General features: G+C 69.4%; 10 protein-coding genes and 1 pseudogene. 5 read left to right on the top strand and 6 right to left on the bottom strand.

Translation table 11 applies throughout. The features are described from left to right. Window positions 1-51 precede the first annotated feature (51 nt). Window positions 52-1,740: a serine hydrolase domain-containing protein gene (locus QWJ38_RS23155; RefSeq protein ID WP_290361507.1), complete on the top strand. Its 1,689-nt coding sequence runs from the start codon at window positions 52-54 to the stop codon at window positions 1,738-1,740. A gap of 39 nt (window positions 1,741-1,779) precedes the next feature. Here QWJ38_RS23155 and QWJ38_RS23150 read toward each other — a convergent pair whose 3' ends face one another. The 5 genes from QWJ38_RS23150 to QWJ38_RS23130 are packed head-to-tail and all read right to left on the bottom strand — an operon-like array spanning window position 1,780 to window position 9,385. Further along, window positions 1,780-2,367 carry an HD domain-containing protein gene (locus tag QWJ38_RS23150; RefSeq protein WP_290361506.1) on the bottom strand — a complete coding sequence of 196 codons (588 nt, stop codon included), beginning with the start codon at window positions 2,365-2,367 and terminating at the stop codon, window positions 1,780-1,782. Window positions 2,368-2,381: 14 nt separating this feature from the next. Beyond that, on the bottom strand, window positions 2,382-4,676 hold the full coding sequence (locus QWJ38_RS23145; RefSeq protein ID WP_290361505.1) for a S9 family peptidase: 2,295 nt from the start codon (window positions 4,674-4,676) through the stop codon (window positions 2,382-2,384). Continuing rightward, window positions 4,661-6,133, bottom strand: coding sequence for a M81 family metallopeptidase (locus QWJ38_RS23140; protein WP_290361504.1), 1,473 nt, complete (start codon window positions 6,131-6,133; stop codon window positions 4,661-4,663). Before QWJ38_RS23140 ends, QWJ38_RS23145 begins: the two co-directional genes overlap by 16 nt. 4 nt (window positions 6,134-6,137) lie before the next feature. Further along, entirely contained in the window at window positions 6,138-7,592 is a 1,455-nt protein-coding gene (locus QWJ38_RS23135; RefSeq protein WP_290361503.1) for a M81 family metallopeptidase, read from the bottom strand. Further along, window positions 7,589-9,385 (bottom strand): serine hydrolase domain-containing protein, encoded by a 1,797-nt coding sequence (locus QWJ38_RS23130; RefSeq protein WP_290361502.1) that lies wholly within the window; start codon window positions 9,383-9,385, stop codon window positions 7,589-7,591. The genes QWJ38_RS23135 and QWJ38_RS23130 overlap by 4 nt, the downstream gene beginning before the upstream one ends. A gap of 251 nt (window positions 9,386-9,636) precedes the next feature. Here QWJ38_RS23130 and QWJ38_RS23125 point away from each other — a divergent pair, with 251 nt between their 5' ends. Genes QWJ38_RS23125 through QWJ38_RS23110 form a run of 4 tightly spaced genes read left to right on the top strand, consistent with a single transcriptional unit; the run spans window position 9,637 to window position 15,696 of the window. Beyond that, window positions 9,637-11,439, top strand: a complete 1,803-nt coding sequence (locus QWJ38_RS23125) for a CocE/NonD family hydrolase (RefSeq protein ID WP_290361501.1) — start codon at window positions 9,637-9,639, stop codon at window positions 11,437-11,439. Window positions 11,440-11,460: 21 nt separating this feature from the next. Further along, on the top strand, window positions 11,461-12,411 hold the full coding sequence (locus QWJ38_RS23120) for a 4-hydroxyproline epimerase (protein WP_290361566.1): 951 nt from the start codon (window positions 11,461-11,463) through the stop codon (window positions 12,409-12,411). A gap of 19 nt (window positions 12,412-12,430) precedes the next feature. Beyond that, complete coding sequence (locus QWJ38_RS23115; protein WP_290361500.1) at window positions 12,431-14,386, top strand: S9 family peptidase; 1,956 nt, start codon at window positions 12,431-12,433, stop codon at window positions 14,384-14,386. After that, window positions 14,386-15,696 (top strand): alanine racemase, encoded by a 1,311-nt coding sequence (locus tag QWJ38_RS23110; RefSeq protein WP_290361499.1) that lies wholly within the window; start codon window positions 14,386-14,388, stop codon window positions 15,694-15,696. The genes QWJ38_RS23115 and QWJ38_RS23110 overlap by 1 nt, the downstream gene beginning before the upstream one ends. Window positions 15,697-15,705: 9 nt before the next feature. Here the strand turns inward: QWJ38_RS23110 and QWJ38_RS23105 are convergent. Further along, window positions 15,706-15,880 (bottom strand): annotated as a pseudogene (locus tag QWJ38_RS23105) (FAD-binding protein); the annotation flags it as partial.

The raw sequence follows: 15,880 nt of genomic DNA, 5'->3' as shown, positions 1-15,880 counted from the left end.
ACCGCACCCTCCATCGATATCTCTACAGACGCATTAGCGCGCATCCCAGACATGAACAACAGCGACACTGCCGCGCCGCCCCCCCCGGAGTCTGAACGCCAGCCCGTCAGCCTTGAAGCGCTCGAGGGCATCTTCTCCGCCGCCAACCGCAGCAACCAGCCGGGCCTGGTCGTCGGCATCTCGCATCGCGGCCGCAGCATCTACCGCCGCGGCTTCGGCCTCGCGAGCCTGGAATACGGGATCGCCAACACGCCGGAAACGCGCATGCGCATCGCCTCGGTGAGCAAGCAGTTCACCTGCTTCGGCGCCCTGCTGCTGGCCGAGGAGGGCAAGCTCGACCTCGACGCGCCGGTCGACAAGCTGCTGCCGGAGCTGCCGCGCCTCGAGGGCTATCCGACGCTGCGCCAGTTCATGACGCACACCTCGGGCCTGCATGATTCCTGGGACATGCACTTCATGGCGCGCGGCCTGGTCGCCCCGGGGCCTGGCATCGAACTGCGCTCGGCGCGGCGGCAGACGGCCGTCAATTTCGCGCCGGGGCAGAGCCAGCTCTACTCGAACACCGGCTACGGGCTGCTGTCCATCGCGATCGAGCGCGCCAGCGGCATGAGCTTCGAGAAGTTCATGAAGACGCGGGTGTTCGAGCCGCTGGGCATGCGCGATACCGAGTCGATCCCCAGCGACTTCATGATCGTGCCGCGCCTGGCGACGATGCACCAACTGCTGCCGGACGGATCCTGGCGCCGCGGCATCGGCTCCAGCGAGGACAACCAGGGCGCCGGCGCCGGGGTATCGACCGTCGACGACCTGCTGTGCTGGCTCGCGCAGCTGCGCGGCCATCAACGCAAGGTGGGCAGCGACCGCACCTGGCAGGCGATGACCGAGGTCGTGACCCTGGCCAACGGCTTCCGCACCGCCTATGCCTGCGGCCTGGTCCGCAACCAGTACCGCGGCGTCGAGGTGATGCACCATGGTGGCAGCCTGATCGGCGTGGCCTCGCAGCTGATCACCGTGCCGGCGCATGAGCTGGACATCGCCATCATCGGCAACTGCGAGCTGTTCAATCCGGTCGAGCTGGCCAACCAGGTCATCGATCTGGTCCTGGGCGACGCGCTGACCGAAGCCCGGCCGGCCTTCGCCGACAGCGAGGGCCTTTCCCACCTGTTCGGCACCCGCTGGCATTCGCCTACGGGCATGCTGATCGGCTTCGAGGACGTCGGCGGCAAGCTGGGCTTCTCCTTCTTCCATTCGCCGCCGATTCCGATGCTGGAGCGCCATGGCGACGAGCTGCGGCTGGGCGGTGGCGGCGCCGGCCCCTATGTGCTGAAGCTCTCCGAGCTGGCACCCGCCGCGGACGGCACGGCCCGCGAGGAGTTGACGATGTTCGATGCGGGCACGGCGATTCGCTTCAAGCGCCTGCCCGCGCAGCGTCCGTCCTCGCTGGAGGCCGGCAAGGACCTGATCGGCAGCTACCGCGTCGCCGATCTCGATGCGACGGCGCGCGTCGAGGCCGAGGGCGAGCAGCTGCTGCTGCACATCGACACCAACGTCGGCACGCGCTCGTCGGTGCTGGAGGCGCTGTCCGACCACGTGTTCGGCGTCGCGGTTCGCGATCCGGTGTTTCCGGCGCGCTATGCGATGACGGTCGACCGCAGCCGCACGGGCCGGCCCGCCTTCGAGCTGGATGGCGGACGCACCCGCCATGTGCGCTTCGAGCCGATCGACGCGCCGCGCGGTTAAAAAACGGCCGCTCCCGCGCGCGGGAGCGGCCCGCAGCGCTCAGCGCTCGACGAAGGCCGGATCGAAGGGCCGGCGCGAGAACACCTCCTCCACCCTGGAGGCGAAGTGGCTCAGCGGCTCGGTCGGGTAGTGCGGATCGAAGGAAGGCTGGTCCCAGCGCTCGCAGAAGCGCTGGCAGGACGCGGCCCAGCGATGGTCCTGGTAGGCCAGGTGGCCGGTCGGATCCTGGTCGATCAGGTGCGCGAAGTACTGCATCTGGAACAGGCCGTGCATCTCGATCACCCAAGTGACTTCCTTGCGCACATAGGGCCGGATCACGCTGGCCGCCAGCTGCGAATGGTTGGCCGTGCCCAGCGCGTCGCCGATGTCGTGGATCAGGGCGGCCACCACCATCTCGATATCGGCGCCGTCGCGCTCGGCGCGCGTGGCCGTCTGCAGTGAATGTCCCAGGCGGCTCACCTGGTAGCCCTGGATGGATCCCTCGCCATCGAGCTCTTCGAGTGCCTTCAGGATGCGGCGCGGCAGGCCGGCGTGGTACTCGATCTCGAGCCGGTGGAGATACTGGAATTCTTCGCGGGTGGCGTCTTTGAGCTGGGTGAAGCTCACGGTGCGCAGGGGCGTGGTCATGGTGCGATCTGGATTTAAGAGGTGGTGGGGATGCCGGGCCGCGGCGGCTCACAGCCCAGCAGGTGGCGGACGAAGAAGTCCTGCGTCCTGCGCATCACATAGGGAACGCTGCCGAGGATGTGGCCCGCATTCGGCACGAGCAGCAGGTCGAAGTTGCGATCGGCCCGGATGAGGGCATCGACAAGCCGCAGCGTCATGCTCGGGTGACAGTTGTCGTCCATATCGCCATGGATCAGCAGCAGCTCGCCGCGGATCCTGTCGACGATGTTGTTGTTGTCCTGCCTGGCGTAGAGCTCCGCATCCCAGGCGCCCTGGAACATCTCGCCCCAGTAGGGGATGTAGGCCGAGCTGTCGTGGCTGCCGCACAGCGCGGCGCCGCAACGGTAGAAGTCGCCGTGATCGGCCAGCGCGCGCACGGTCGCGAAGCCGCCGCCCGAACCGCCCGCAATGCCGACGCGCCCCTCGTCGAGCCAGGCATGCTTGCGCGCGAGCGCGCGGATCGCGTTGACATGATCGGGCAGGCCGCAGACCTCCATGCGCCCATGCGCGGCCAGCTGGAAGCGGTGCGAGCGGTAGGGCGTGCCCGGCGCATCGATGATGACGACCGCAAAGCCCAGGCAGGCCAGGCGCTCGGGCAGGCTGCCGTACAGCGCCGTGTCCCAGCCATGCGGGGCGGCAATGGTCTGCGGCGCCGCGTAGATCAGGTCGATGACCGGATAAGACCGCGCCGGATCGAAGCCCAGCGGCCGGTACAGCACGCCCCACACTTCTTCATCGCCGTCCAGCGCCGGCACGCTGAACGGCTCGGGCAGCGGCAGGCCCTGTGGCCGGCTGTGCCCGACCTCGGCGCGCTCCAGCGTCATCAGGATCTCGCCCGTGGCCGCGGACCGTAGCACCGAGATCGGTGCTTGCGTGACCGTCGAGTACACGTCGACGAAGTAGCTCGCGCAAGGACTCAGGCCGCGCCGCAGCGGCGGCTCACCGTTGCCCGCATGCGGCGCCTCGAGGGCGCGGTGATCGGCCGGCTCGGGCGTCAGACAGCGTGGCGCCGAGCCCTGCAAATCGACGCGGTAGACGAGCCGGTAATACGGGTCCACACCGGGCTCTCGCCCGCCGGCCGTGAACAGGACCTCGCCCGTGGCTTCGTCGACATGCAGCAACTCTCGCACCTGCCATGGGCCCTGGGTGAGCTGGCGCGCCGGTGCGCCAGGCTGCAATAACCACAGATGGCCCCAGCCGTCGCGTTGCGACCACCACAGCAAACGACCGTCGGAGAAGACATGAAAGATCGGTGTCTCGGCGAGTGTCGGCGCGGCCCGCACAACGGCGGGGCCGGTCTCGAACTGCAGCCGTTCGGCGCGGCCGTCGCTCGCGTCGACCCGCCACAGGCTGATGCTGGTGTGCAGACGATCGTTGTCGACGATGTAGAAATGCCGGCCGTCGGCCGACCAGCGTCCCTGGCCTTCGATGAAGGCGCGGTGCGCAAAGGTCTGCAGCACGTCGATCTGCGCGCGCACGCGAGCACCGTCGAGGCTGACGAACCACACCTCTGCCCGCTCTCGTTGCTCGTCCCCGTCATGCGCCATCGGAAACGGATAGCTGTACAGCGCGGGACGCGAGCCCTCGGCCGGCACCGACTGCACCAGGTGCATCAGGCCAACCTTGCGGCGGTCGATACGCACGATCGCGAGGCGTCGACCGTCGGGCGACCACAGCGCATGCGGCTTCAACGGCGGACCGAAGGCCTGGCGCGAGGCCTGCGTCGTGTAATCGACGAAGTCGCCCCATCCATATCCCGCGACACCGTCGGTCGTCAGGCCTTGAGCGGCCGGTTCATCCGCCGCCCTCAGCAGCAGGTTCGGTCCCTTCAACGCAACGGCCCAGCGGCCATCGGGCGATGCCAGCTCATCGGGGGTGAATGCGTCACCCTCTCGCCTGAGCTGTCCGCTCCCGCGCAGCCATCGCCAGCGACCGCCTGCATACTCGAATCTGAGCAGATCGCCCTGCGCGTCGAACTCCAGCCGGGTCGGCTGCAGATCGGAGAGCGCGATCTGGCGATCGAGTATCGACGTCAGTGCAGCGGCCAGCGCCGCCGGATCGAACAAGGCCGAGGAAGCGCGGGCCTGCACGTCGACTAGCAGATGTTCGCGTCCGAGCGCCGTCGTGCGCTCGTACCAGAAATACCGCCCATCGGCGGACCAGTGAGGCGTCACGGGACCATGCCGGAGCGGCTCTCGGCGCCCGGGCGCCATCGAAGCAGCCGCGCGATAACGCTGCTCGAGTTCTTCCCAATCTAACGAACGTTCCACGGAGCCTCCACGCGTGGCCAAAAATTCAGATCGCGGCGACGATAGTCGATATGCTCGATGTCATCGCGCAGCAGTCCAGGCGTCGACACGTAGTGGACCTGCTTTGCGATCGGCGCGAAGTCGGCGTAGAAGTGCTGCGAGGACTTCACGAATACCGCCTTCCGGGTCCGCAGGTCGATGCCAAGACCGCCGAAGATGTCGGTGCCCATCACCTGCTGGCGCTTCGAGATCAGCACGATGTCGGTGCCATTGGCGGCCTGCACCCAGGCGCTCGGGCCGCAATCGTGGCGCGCCCCAAGGCCGGTCTGGAAGTGATCCTCGCGCAGCTTCCTGACGGTGACCGTCACGTCGACAGGATCGCCCGAGGCCGGACCGAGCTTGCCGCCGATGCGCAGCGGCAGGCTGGCGCCCTCGCCCGCCGCGAACGCGATCTGCACCGCGACCGGATCCCAGATCGCGGCGATCGCGACGTTGGCCACGCGCGCATCGATCACGCCGCGCAGCACGAAGGTGCTGTCGCCCGGCGCGCCGCCACCTGCGTTGTCGGCCGTGTCGGCGAACACCAGCGGCCCCTGCGTTGAGGTGGAGATGATCTTCAGCGCATCGGGCAGCAGCAGCGGGCGCGGGCGGGTCTGCTCCCGCATGTCGCGGATCTCGCCGGTCAGCGAACGCGCCAGCGCGCGGCCATTGCTGCCGTCCACATCGATTCGGCGATCCGTCACGACCCACAGCTTCGCGCCGGTGTCCGGCGTGTCGCCATAGGGAAAGCCATGGCCGAAGCTGATGCTGAGCACGCCGTCGCGGCCTTCGAGGCCCTGCATCCGCTTGACGAAGGCGCGCATCGGCTCGCGCGTCGTGTGCCAGAAGCTCAGCATGCGCAGGTCCTCGACCGCGGTGACCGGCTCGACTTCACGCCGCGCAGTCGCGAGCGTCAGGTCCCAGACCTCGCGCAGGCGTTCCTCGATGTCGGTGTGCGGATATTCCTTGTACGCGACGATCACGTCGGCGTTGCGGCACATGCGTTCGGTGAGGTGGCAGTGCAGGTCGAGCTCGACGCCGATCGGCACCAACTCGCCGACGATCGCGCGCACCGCCTCGATCAGATCGCCTTCGCAATCCTCGTAGCCTTGCGCGACCATTGCGCCGTGCAGCGGAAGGATGACCGCATCGACCGGCATCGCGCGGCGCAGGCCCTCGAGCAGCTCCTCGCGCAACGATTCGTAGACCTGCCTGACGGTGCTGCCGCCGGGGGTCGCGTAAATCCCGAGCCCCTGCACATACTCGTGGCCCTGCTGCGCGGCCCAGCGCCGCATGGCATCGAAGAAGGGGCTGGTCTCGTTGGCCGGCGTGGCGTCGCCGCGGCCGATGACGCCGAACTCCTCGAACGCCGCCATGCCGGTCGGAGTCGGGGAGAAGGTGTTGGTTTCCGTCGCGATGGTCGCGGCAAAGATCTTCATGGATTCAGGAGTGGGGATCGGCCGCACGGGGCCAGTAGCGGAGGCTGCGATTGCGGTAGGCGATCTCCTCGAACCTCGAGGTCAGCGCGCCGGGCGAGTCTACATAGAGGGTGGCCTTGGCCAAGGGAGAGAACGCGGCGTAGAAGTGCTGCGTGCCCTTGATCACGATGAGGCGCTTGTCCTGCAGCGTGATGCCGATGCCGGTGAAGGCGTCGGTGCCGTAGATCTGGCCGCGCAGCGAGCACAGCAGCAGGTGGATGCCGCCCTCGGACTCGACCCACACGCTGCGGCCCATCGGCCAGCTGGCGCCGAACACGTCCTGCTGGTGCTCGTCCCTGATTGCGCGCACGGTGACCTGCAGGTCGACCGGCAGGCCCGAGGCGGGGCCGCACTTGCCGCCGACGCGCAGCTCCAGCCGCGCACCGACGCCGGCGTCCACGCACATCTGGATCGCGCCGAGATCCCAGAACGCGCCGATTGCCACGTCGCGGACACCGCGCTCCACCAGCGCGCGTAGCAGGAAGCTGCTGTCCGACATCGCGCCGCCGCCGGGGTTGTCGGCCGTGTCGGCCAGCACGACGGGGCCACCGTCGATCGCCAGGGCCTGGTCGAGCGCGGCCTCGATCTCCAGACCGGGCTGGCGGGTCGCGTCGCGCAGCGCCCAGAACTCGCGCCCGAGCTGATCGGTCAGGCGCTGCGCCAGCGCGGCATCGCCGTCGGTGACGACCCACAGGCGCGCACCGCAGTCGGCCACATCGCCCCAGGGGAAACCATGGCCCAGCGACACCGAGAGCACGCCGGGCTGGCGTTCGACCGCCTTCATGCGATCGACGAAGTCGCGCATCGGCCCGCTCGAGGTGCGCCAGAGGCCCACCATCTTGCAGTCGTGCATTGCGGTGACCGGCCGAACCTCGCCGCGCGCCGTCGCGAGCAGCAGGTCGAGCAGCTCGTCGGCGCGCTCACGCACGTCGGTGTGCGGGTATTCCTTGTAGGCGATGAGCGCATCCGCCGACTCCAGCATCTGCGGCGTCAGATGGCAGTGCAGGTCGAGCTCGGCGCCCACCGGCACGCGCTCGCCGACGATCTGCCGCACGCGGGCGAGGATGTCGCCCTCGCAGTCGTCGTAGCCGTCGGCGGCCATCGCGCCGTGCAGGAACAGAAAGACCGCATCGACCGGCATCGCCTGCCGCAGGTCCTCGAGCAGCTCGTCGCGTAAGGCCTCATAGGTTTCGCGCACGATCCGGCCGGCCGGCTCCGCGAACGCGCACAGGCCGGGGACCAGTTCGTGGCCGCGCCGCTCGCAGCTGGACTTGAGATGGCGCAGCGCCGCGACGCCCTCAGGTGCCTGCAGGCTGTCCTTTGCGTGGAACAGGCCGAAGGCCTCGAAGGCCGCCATGCCCGTCGGGGCCGGCGCGAAGGTGTTGGTCTCGGCGGCGATCGAGGCGGAAAAAATCTTCATGCGACGCGGCCGCTCTGCTGGCCCTTCTTGCGCCTCGGGGCCGAGCCCACGCGCTTGAACCACAGATGGCGGGTGCGCATGCTGTTGATGTAGAAGCCGGCGATCTCGCCGTCGCGGGTCTCGGCCACGAGCGAATAGTCGGCGCTGGTCGAATCACCCAGCACCTTGAGACCGAAGACCTTGGCCGACGTCGCCGTTGCCGACATGCGCACGGCGCCGAAGCCGCCCGCCAGCTTGACCAGCAGCTGCTCGCCGTCGAAGGCTATCGTCGCCTCGGCATCCAGATGCTCGCAGCGGTAGCGGCCGACGAGCGGCCGGCCGGCGGTCTGCGTGGACGGCACCTTGCGCGGCACCAGCGTGAACTTCACCGGCGATCCGGACTCGAGCACCAGCAGCTGCTTGGGCGGCTCGCCGCCCTTGCCCTTGAGCTCGTCCACCGACAGCACATAGGGGCCGATCACGGTGTCCTCGAAGGCCACACGAAGCGTCCTGCCCTCGTCGCGCAGCAGCGCTCCCGCGGGCGAGTGCGACATCGAGATGCCGAGCTTGCCTGCGCAGTCCTCGAAACCGATCACCAGGCCGGTCGCGTTGACGTATTTGGTGCCGAACAGCGGGCTATAAGGCTTGCTCTCGGCCATCTTGGGCGGCTCGCCCGAGACGGCCTGCGGCAGCAGCGCGTCGATGATGCGCTTGGCCTGCGCGTCGGGGCTGACCAGGGCGCCGTTGTTCAGGATGATGATGTCCAGCTCATGCGCCGGCACGGTCAGCATCTGGCACAGGCCACCGATGACGGCCCCCGAGTGGTAGATCACCTCGACCCCGCGGTAGTCATGCCGGAACAGGCCCAGGCCGTAGCTGCTCACCAGGCCGTTCTTCAGCGTCGTCGGCGCCCACAGCTGCGCCCAGTCGGTGGCCGCGGCAACCGTCTTGCGCGGCGCGCGCAGATGCGCCAGCCACTTCAGCATGTCGTCGATGGTCGAGACGATCGCACCCTCGCCCTTGATCTCCTCGCTCATGAAGATGCCGCGGCGCCAGGACTTGTCCGGCCGCGCGGTATGCAGCGTGGCCATGCGGGGGATCACGCCCATGTCGCCGGGGATCGACTCCGTCTCGCTCATGCCCAGCGGCTCGAAGATGCGCTCGCGCAGGAACTGCTCGAAGGGCATGCCGGCGGCCCGCTCGATCGCGATCGACAGCAGGTGGTAGCCGCCGTTGCAGTACATCTGCCCCTCGCCGGGCGCGAAGTTGGCGTCGGTCTGCAGCAGCTGCATTTCCAGCGCCCGGCCCGGGGGCTGCAGCGTCAGGCCGGCGGCGATGGTCACCAGGTCCACATAGTCGCGCAAGCCGCCCGTGTGGTTCATCAGCTGGCGCAGCGTCGGCACGCCGCGCGGCGTCGGCAGCTCGGGGATGTAGCGCGTGATCGGTGCATCGACGTCGAGCTTGCCGTCCTCGGCCAGCACAAAGGCCGCGACGCAGGCGAAATGCTTGCTCGAACTGCCGATGCGCATGCGCGTGGCAGGGGTGTTCGCGACGCCATGTTCGAGGCTGGCCAGTCCGAAGGCGCGCCGGTAGATCGTCTTGCCGTGCTGGGCCACGCCGACCACCATGCCCGGCGAGTCGCTGCGATTCCAGTTCTGGAAGATCTCGTCCAGCGCCGCGACGCCCGAAGCGGCCGGCTGGCCGGCGGCGGCGCGCTTCGCCCGTTTCGCCGGCTTCACGGCCGCCGACGCCGCCGCGGTCTCTTCGCGGCCGAAGCGGTGATTCGAGGATGCGCTTGCCTTCTTGGTCTTCATCGTTGTCTGTCTTCCTGAGTTGCCCATGGTCCGCAGCGGCGGCGATAGCGAAGGCTACGCCAGACCGGGCAGCGGACCTATCGCCGAACCGACAAAAACATATGCGAACCGCGACGCACCATAAAAAAACGGTTGACTGCGCTATCTGGACCGATATTTCGCCCACCTAAAGTGCCGACGCGGCCAAGCTTGAGACCGGTGCTCGGGCTTTTCCGCCTGCGACCAGCCCTTTACTTCACCGACAGCACACCATGACCCAAGCCTCGCGCGCCCACGGCCCAGCGATCAGTTCGATCAGCCTGCTCGAACGCGCCAACGGCAGCAGCGTCCTCCCGCCGCCCGAGCCGATGCCGGCCGCCGACCTGCGGCTGATGCTTGCCATGCGTGACGGCACCCGGCTGGACACCCAGGTCTGGCTGCCGCAGGACCGCGGCCAGGACGCCCGCGTGGCGGCCATCCTGCTGCGAACGCCGTACAAGGAATCGGTGATGGGCTTCAAGCGGCTGGGCGTGCTGCGCTATGTCGACGCGGGCTACGCGGTGGTGATTCAGACCATACGCGGCATCGGCATCAGCGAAGGCAAGTTCAGCTTCAATGCGCCGCACGAGCGCTGCGACGGCTACGACACGGTCGAGTGGATTGCCAGCCAGCCCTGGTGCAGCGGCCAGGTCGGCATGGATGGCAGCAGCTATGTCGCGATGACGCAGGTCGCCGCGGCGCTGGCCCGCCCGCCGCATCTGCGCTGCATCGTGCCGACCGTGCCGACCATGGACTTCTTCCGCGAGGTGCCGTATTGCGGCGGCGTGTTCGCGCGCTCCCATACGCTGAACTGGCTGAGAATCCTGCAGGTGGAATCGCTCAATGAGCTGAAGGCCGGCTTCATGTCCACCATGCCGGTGCTGGCCAGGCCCGATGTGCTTGAACGCATGCTCAGGCGGCCGGCCCGCGATGCGGGCGCCGACGATCTGAGCGGCGATTTTCTGGAGCACTACGAGACGGTGCTGCGGCATCCGACCTTCGACGACTGGTTCCAGGAGCGCAGCTTCGCCGCGCAGGAGCTGGCGGGCATCGACATCCCGATCCTGCTGATCAATGGCAACTTCGATGCCAGCGTCGGCAGCCTCACGCTGTGGCGCGGCATCGAGGCGGCCGAGCAGCACCGGCCCCGTCACCGGCTGCTGATCGGCCCCTGGGATCACGGGCAAAGCTATGCGGGCGGCGCCGAATCGCATGGACCGTACCAGTTCGGAACGAGCGCGCAGCTCGACCTGGTGGACTTCCGCCTGGCCTTCTTCGATCAGCATCTGCGCGCGCGCGGCAGCGGCCCCGAGATGGCCGAGCGCGTCCGTCTGTTCGTCACCGGCGCCAACGAATGGCGCGATTTCGCGAGCTTTCCGCCGGCCCAGGCGAGGCTGCGCGAGTTCCATCTTTCCAGCGGCGGACGCGCCAACTCGGCGCGCGGCGACGGGCGATTGGTCGCGGAGTCGGTCGCAGAGGCTCAAGCCTCGGATGTGTTCGTCGACGATCCGCAACTGCCCTTCGTCGGCGCGATTGCGGCGGGCCTCGAGCCCAAGCTGCTGCTGGACATGCGGGAGCGGGAACAGCACCACGAAACCCTGGTCTACGACGCCGGAGCGCTGGATGCGCCGCTGACCATCCTCGGCGAGGCCCGGGCCGAGCTGTTCGTCTCGGCCGACGTGCCCGATGCGGACGTGATCGTCTGGCTGGTGGAGCACCGGGCCGACGGACGCTCGATCCGGCTGGCCCAGGGGCAGCTGCGGCTGCGCTACCACGCGGGCTTCGATGCCGAGCGCTTCATCGAGCCGGGCGCGACCGTGCGCATCACGGTGCCGCTGACCTATGTGGCGCATCGCCTGCCGGCCGGCAGCCGGCTGCGCCTGCTGATCTCCGGCTCCAACTTTCCCTGGGCCGATCCCAATCCGCATGTGGCCGAGCCCATCGGTTCGGCCGCCAGCTGCCGCAAGGCGGTGCAGCAGGTCCATCACGACGTGCAGCGGCCTTCGCGCCTGCTGCTTCCCATCCTCGAAGCCTGAGACAAGACCATGCCCCATTCCCTGCCCCTGGCCCGCTTCATCGATTCGCACACCGGCGGTGAACCGACCCGCCTGCTCGTCAGCGGCGGCCCGGACCTGGGTGGCGGCTCGATGGCCGCCCGCCTGGCCGTTCTGCGCGAACGGCACGATCGGTGGCGCCGTGCGCTGGTCAACGAGCCGCGCGGCAGCGAGGTGCTGGTCGGCGGCATCGTCTGCGAGCCCCAGGACCCGGCCAACGTCTGCGGCATCCTGTTCTTCAACAACGTCGGCTATCTGGGCATGTGCGGCCACGGCACGATAGGACTGATCGAAACGCTGCACCACCTCGGCCGCATCGCGCCGGGCAGCCATCGCATCGAGACGCCGGTGGGCCTCGTGACCGCCACGCTGCACGAGGGTGGGGAGGTCAGCGTGGAGAACGTGCCCTCCTACCGCCATCTGCGCGAGGTCGCGGCGGACGTGCCCGGCATCGGCACGCTGCACGGCGACATCGCCTGGGGCGGCAACTGGTTCTTTCTCTGCGCCGATCACGGCCTGGCGGTCGACCAGACGCAGATCGAATCGCTGACCGGGGTCGCCCAGGCGATTCGCGAGGCGCTCCGGCGCCAGGGCATACGCGGTGCGGACGGCGCCGAAATCGATCACGTCGAACTGCTGGGGCCGCCCGGCTCGCCCGCGCACGATGGCCGCGCCTTCGTGCTCTGCCCCGGCGGCGCCTACGACCGCTCGCCCTGCGGCACCGGCACCAGCGCGAAGCTGGCCTGCCTGGCGGCCGAAGGACTGCTGCAGCCGGGCCAGACCTGGCATCAGGAGAGCGTCATCGGCAGCGTCTTCAAGGCGCACTATGCGAAGCTGGACGGCGAGGCCGCCGGTCGGGTGACGATACGGCCGACGATTCGCGGGCGCGCCCATGTGACGCTGGACGCCCAGCTGCTCGTCGATGCGGCCGACCCCTTCGCCTGGGGCCTGTGACGTGCGCCAACCCTTGGAGATGACGCCGCCCGCCGCCTTGCCGGCCGACATGTCCTCGACCCCCGCCGGTGCGCGGGTGCGGCAGCTCTATGAAGCCTGGTGGCAGCCGGGCACCGAGCAGCTGCACGGCGCCAGCGAGCTGGTCGCCCTGGACGGGCAGATCTGGTTCACCGGCAGCGCGATGCCCGGCGCGCTGGAGGCAGGGCCGGCGAAGCGGGTGTACCGGCTCGACGGCGAGGGCCGCTGCGATTCCTTGCCCGCGGGCACGCGGCTCGCACAGCCCTCGGCCCCGCTGCGGCTGCTGGCCCTGGTTCAAGCCCGGCCCGGCGGCGGCGATGCCGTCGAGCTGCTGAGCCTGGACGGCACGGAACGCCGGGAATCCTGGCTGGCCGGCGGTGTCGTCGAGCAGCTGCGCTGGTCCGCCGACGGCACGCAGCTGCTGATCCTGGTCGCGGGCCTGTCGGCCGACGTCTCGGGGCGCGAGGGCGGCCATTCGATGAAGTCCTCCGCCGGCCCGGCCTGGCTGCCCGATGTGGCCAGCCCGACGGGCGCCGATCGCTGGCGCAGCCTCTGGATCTGGGCGCCGGAGCGCGGTGCGCCGCGGCGCATCACCGAGGCGCCGTTCAATCCCTGGGAAGCGGCCTGGTGCGGTCCCAGCGACCTGCTGTGCGTTGCCAGCCATGACCACGGCGAAGGCAGCTGGTACGAGGCGGGCCTGTACCGACTGGGACCCGCCAGTTCCGAGCCGGTCCGCATCCGCCAGCCGGCCGAGCAGATCGGCTGTCCCGCAGGGTCGGCCGATGGCGAGTGGATGGCCTGGATCGAGGCCGTCTCCAGCGATCGCGGCCTGGTCTGCGGCCGCCTGCACCTGCAGCGCGCCGGCGCGCCGGCCCTGGCGCTGGACACCGAGGGTGTCGAGCTGACCGATATCCAGTGGCGCGACGAGCGGCGCCTGCTGTGCACGGGGCTGCGGGGGCTGGAGACCGTGGTCGGCAATCTCGACATCGGCAGCGGGGAGTTCGACATCGTCTGGTGCTCGGGCACGGCGACGCTGTCCGGCTGGCAGCCGGTGGCCATCCCCTGCGGGCGGGACGGCGCGCTGGCCGTCGTCGAAGCCTATGCCACGCCGCCGGCGATCGCGTGGCTGGAGCGCGGATCCGCGCGGCCGCTGCTGGCCATGGGTCCGGCCAGGCCGCCGGACGCCGGCACGATACGCCCGCTGCGCTGGCAGGCCAGCGACGGACTGGAGATCGAAGGCTGGCTGGTGGAGCCGACCGAGGCGCCGGCCGGGCCCGCGCCGCTCTTCGTCGATGTGCACGGCGGCCCCATCTGGGCCCACCGGCCGCGCTGGGCGGCCGGTCTGCGGGCCACGCCGGTCCTGGCCCGTCAGGGCTACCGGGTGCTGCTGCCCAACCCGCGCGGCTCCTGCGGCCGCGGCCAGGACTTTGCCCGCCGCGTCGTCGGCGATATGGGCGGCGCCGATGCCGACGACCTGATCACGGGTGTGCAGGCCCTGGTCGCCCAGGGCCTGGCGGACCCGGCGCGCGTGGCGATCAGCGGGACCAGCTACGGCGGCTTCCTGGCCGCCTGGCTGCCCACCGTCTGCAGCACGTTCCAGGCCTCGATTCCGATCTCGCCGGTGACCAACTGGTATTCGCAGCACTTCGGTTCGCAGGTGCCCTGGTTCGCGAGCGCCTTCCTGCGCAGCGCGCCGGGCCGGGCGGACGGTCCCTACCATGCGCTGAGCCCGCTGTTCCATGCGGACCGGATCCAGGCGCCGACGCTGGTGCTGGCCGGCCTGCGCGACAAGAACGCGCCGGCCTCGCAGGCCCTCGAGTTCTACAACGCCCTGGTCGAGGCGCGCGTCCCTTCCGAGCTGGCCATGTACCCGCTGGCCAGCCACAGCCTGCGCGGCTTTCCCGATTACCTTGACAGTGCCGCGCGCATCGTGGCCTGGCTGGAGTGCCATCTGTGATGAATCATCAAGCCCTGAGCGAACTTCGACGACAAGCGCTCGCCGCCGAGCTGAAGGGACTGCCGCAGCGGGCGGTCGGCAAGTCCATCGACGAGCTGGGCGGGCTCGGGCTGTCGGTCACGCGCGGCGACATGCTGTTCCCGGTGGCCGTGCTGAAGGAATCCGCGCTGGCCCACAACAGCGCCTGGATGAACGCCTTCCTGCGGCGCGCCGGCGTCAGCCTCTGTCCGCACGGCAAGACGACGATGGCCCCGCAGCTCTTCGCCCGGCAGCTGGCGGACGGCTGCTGGGGCATCACGGCGGCGACGGCCAGCCATCTGCGCACTTACCGCAAGTACGGCGTGCCGCGCATCCTGCTCGCCAACCAGCTGGTGGACCGCGCCGGCATCGAGCTGCTGCTCGACGAGCTGGCCGCCGACCCGGCCTTTGACGCCTATGTGCTGATCGATTCGATCGCCGGCCTGCGCCTGCTCGCGGCCGAGGCCGCCCGGCGCGGCCTGCAGCGTCCGGTGCAGGTGCTGCTGGAGGTCGGTGCCGAAGGCGGCCGCACCGGCGTCAGAACGCTGGAGCAGGGGCTGGAACTCGGCCGCGCGATCCGCGACGCGCAAGCCTTCATCGCGCTGCGCGGCGTCGAGACCTTCGAGGGCATCTTCGGTGGCCCGGACCAGGCGCAGATCGAGCTGCGGGTGCTCGCGATGCTGGACCTGGTCGCCGCGCTGGCCAGGACCGGCGTCGAGGAGGACTGGTTTGCGCCGGGCGAGCTCATCCTCAGCGCCGGCGGATCGGCCTTCTTCGACATGGCCGCGAAGGTCCTCGCGGCGGTCGATGCGCGCCGCGAGCTGCGCATCGTGCTGCGAAGCGGCTGCTATCTGACCCACGACGCCCTGTTCTACGAGCGCATGCAGGCCCGCATGCGGCAACGCAGCACGGCGCTCTACGGTCCGGGTCCGGGCTTGCGCAGCGCGCTCGAAGTCTGGACCGTGGTGCAGTCCATCCCCGAACCGGGGCGCGCCATCTGCGCGATGGGCAAGCGCGACGTCTCCTTCGACATGGACATGCCGCTGGCGCTGCACTGGCTGCGCCCCGATGTCCACGCAGACCCGCAGGCCGCGCCGGCGGGTCTGCGCATCACGGCGCTCAATGATCAGCATGCCTATGTCGACACCAGCGCCTGCGAGCTCGAGCTGCAGGTGGGAGACCGGCTGGGCTTCGGCATCAGCCACCCCTGCACGACCTTCGACAAATGGCCGCTGCTCTACCTGGTGGACGACGACTATCGCGTGCTTTCCGGCGTGCGCACCTTCTTCTGAGGCGGTGTCTCAGCCCAGGGCCGCGAGCAGCTCGGGCACGGCCGTGAACAGATCGGCCTCAAGGCCGTAGTCGGCCACCGAGAAGATCGGCGCCTCGGGATCCTTGTTGATCGCGACGATCACCTTCGAATCCTTCATGCCGGCCAGGTGCTGGATCGCGCCCGAGATGCCGGCGGCGATGTAG

It is taken from the genome of Roseateles violae (genome assembly GCF_030410485.1).
Classification (GTDB): domain Bacteria; phylum Pseudomonadota; class Gammaproteobacteria; order Burkholderiales; family Burkholderiaceae_C; genus Roseateles_D; species Roseateles_D violae.
The sequence above is the reverse complement of the archived record's forward strand: the minus strand, read 5'-3'. Positions and strand labels throughout refer to the sequence as shown.

Bases quoted from the DNA above. Each gene is read 5' to 3' on its own strand.
- QWJ38_RS23155 (WP_290361507.1), top strand. From the start codon at position 52: ATGAACAACAGCGACACTGCCGCGCCGCCCCCCCCGGAGTCTGAACGC.
- QWJ38_RS23150 (WP_290361506.1), bottom strand. From the start codon at position 2,367: ATGACCACGCCCCTGCGCACCGTGAGCTTCACCCAGCTCAAAGACGCC.
- QWJ38_RS23140 (WP_290361504.1), bottom strand. From the start codon at position 6,133: ATGAAGATCTTTGCCGCGACCATCGCGACGGAAACCAACACCTTCTCC.
- QWJ38_RS23135 (WP_290361503.1), bottom strand. From the start codon at position 7,592: ATGAAGATTTTTTCCGCCTCGATCGCCGCCGAGACCAACACCTTCGCG.
- QWJ38_RS23130 (WP_290361502.1), bottom strand. From the start codon at position 9,385: ATGAAGACCAAGAAGGCAAGCGCATCCTCGAATCACCGCTTCGGCCGC.
- QWJ38_RS23125 (WP_290361501.1), top strand. From the start codon at position 9,637: ATGACCCAAGCCTCGCGCGCCCACGGCCCAGCGATCAGTTCGATCAGC.
- QWJ38_RS23115 (WP_290361500.1), top strand. From the start codon at position 12,431: ATGACGCCGCCCGCCGCCTTGCCGGCCGACATGTCCTCGACCCCCGCC.
- QWJ38_RS23110 (WP_290361499.1), top strand. From the start codon at position 14,386: ATGAATCATCAAGCCCTGAGCGAACTTCGACGACAAGCGCTCGCCGCC.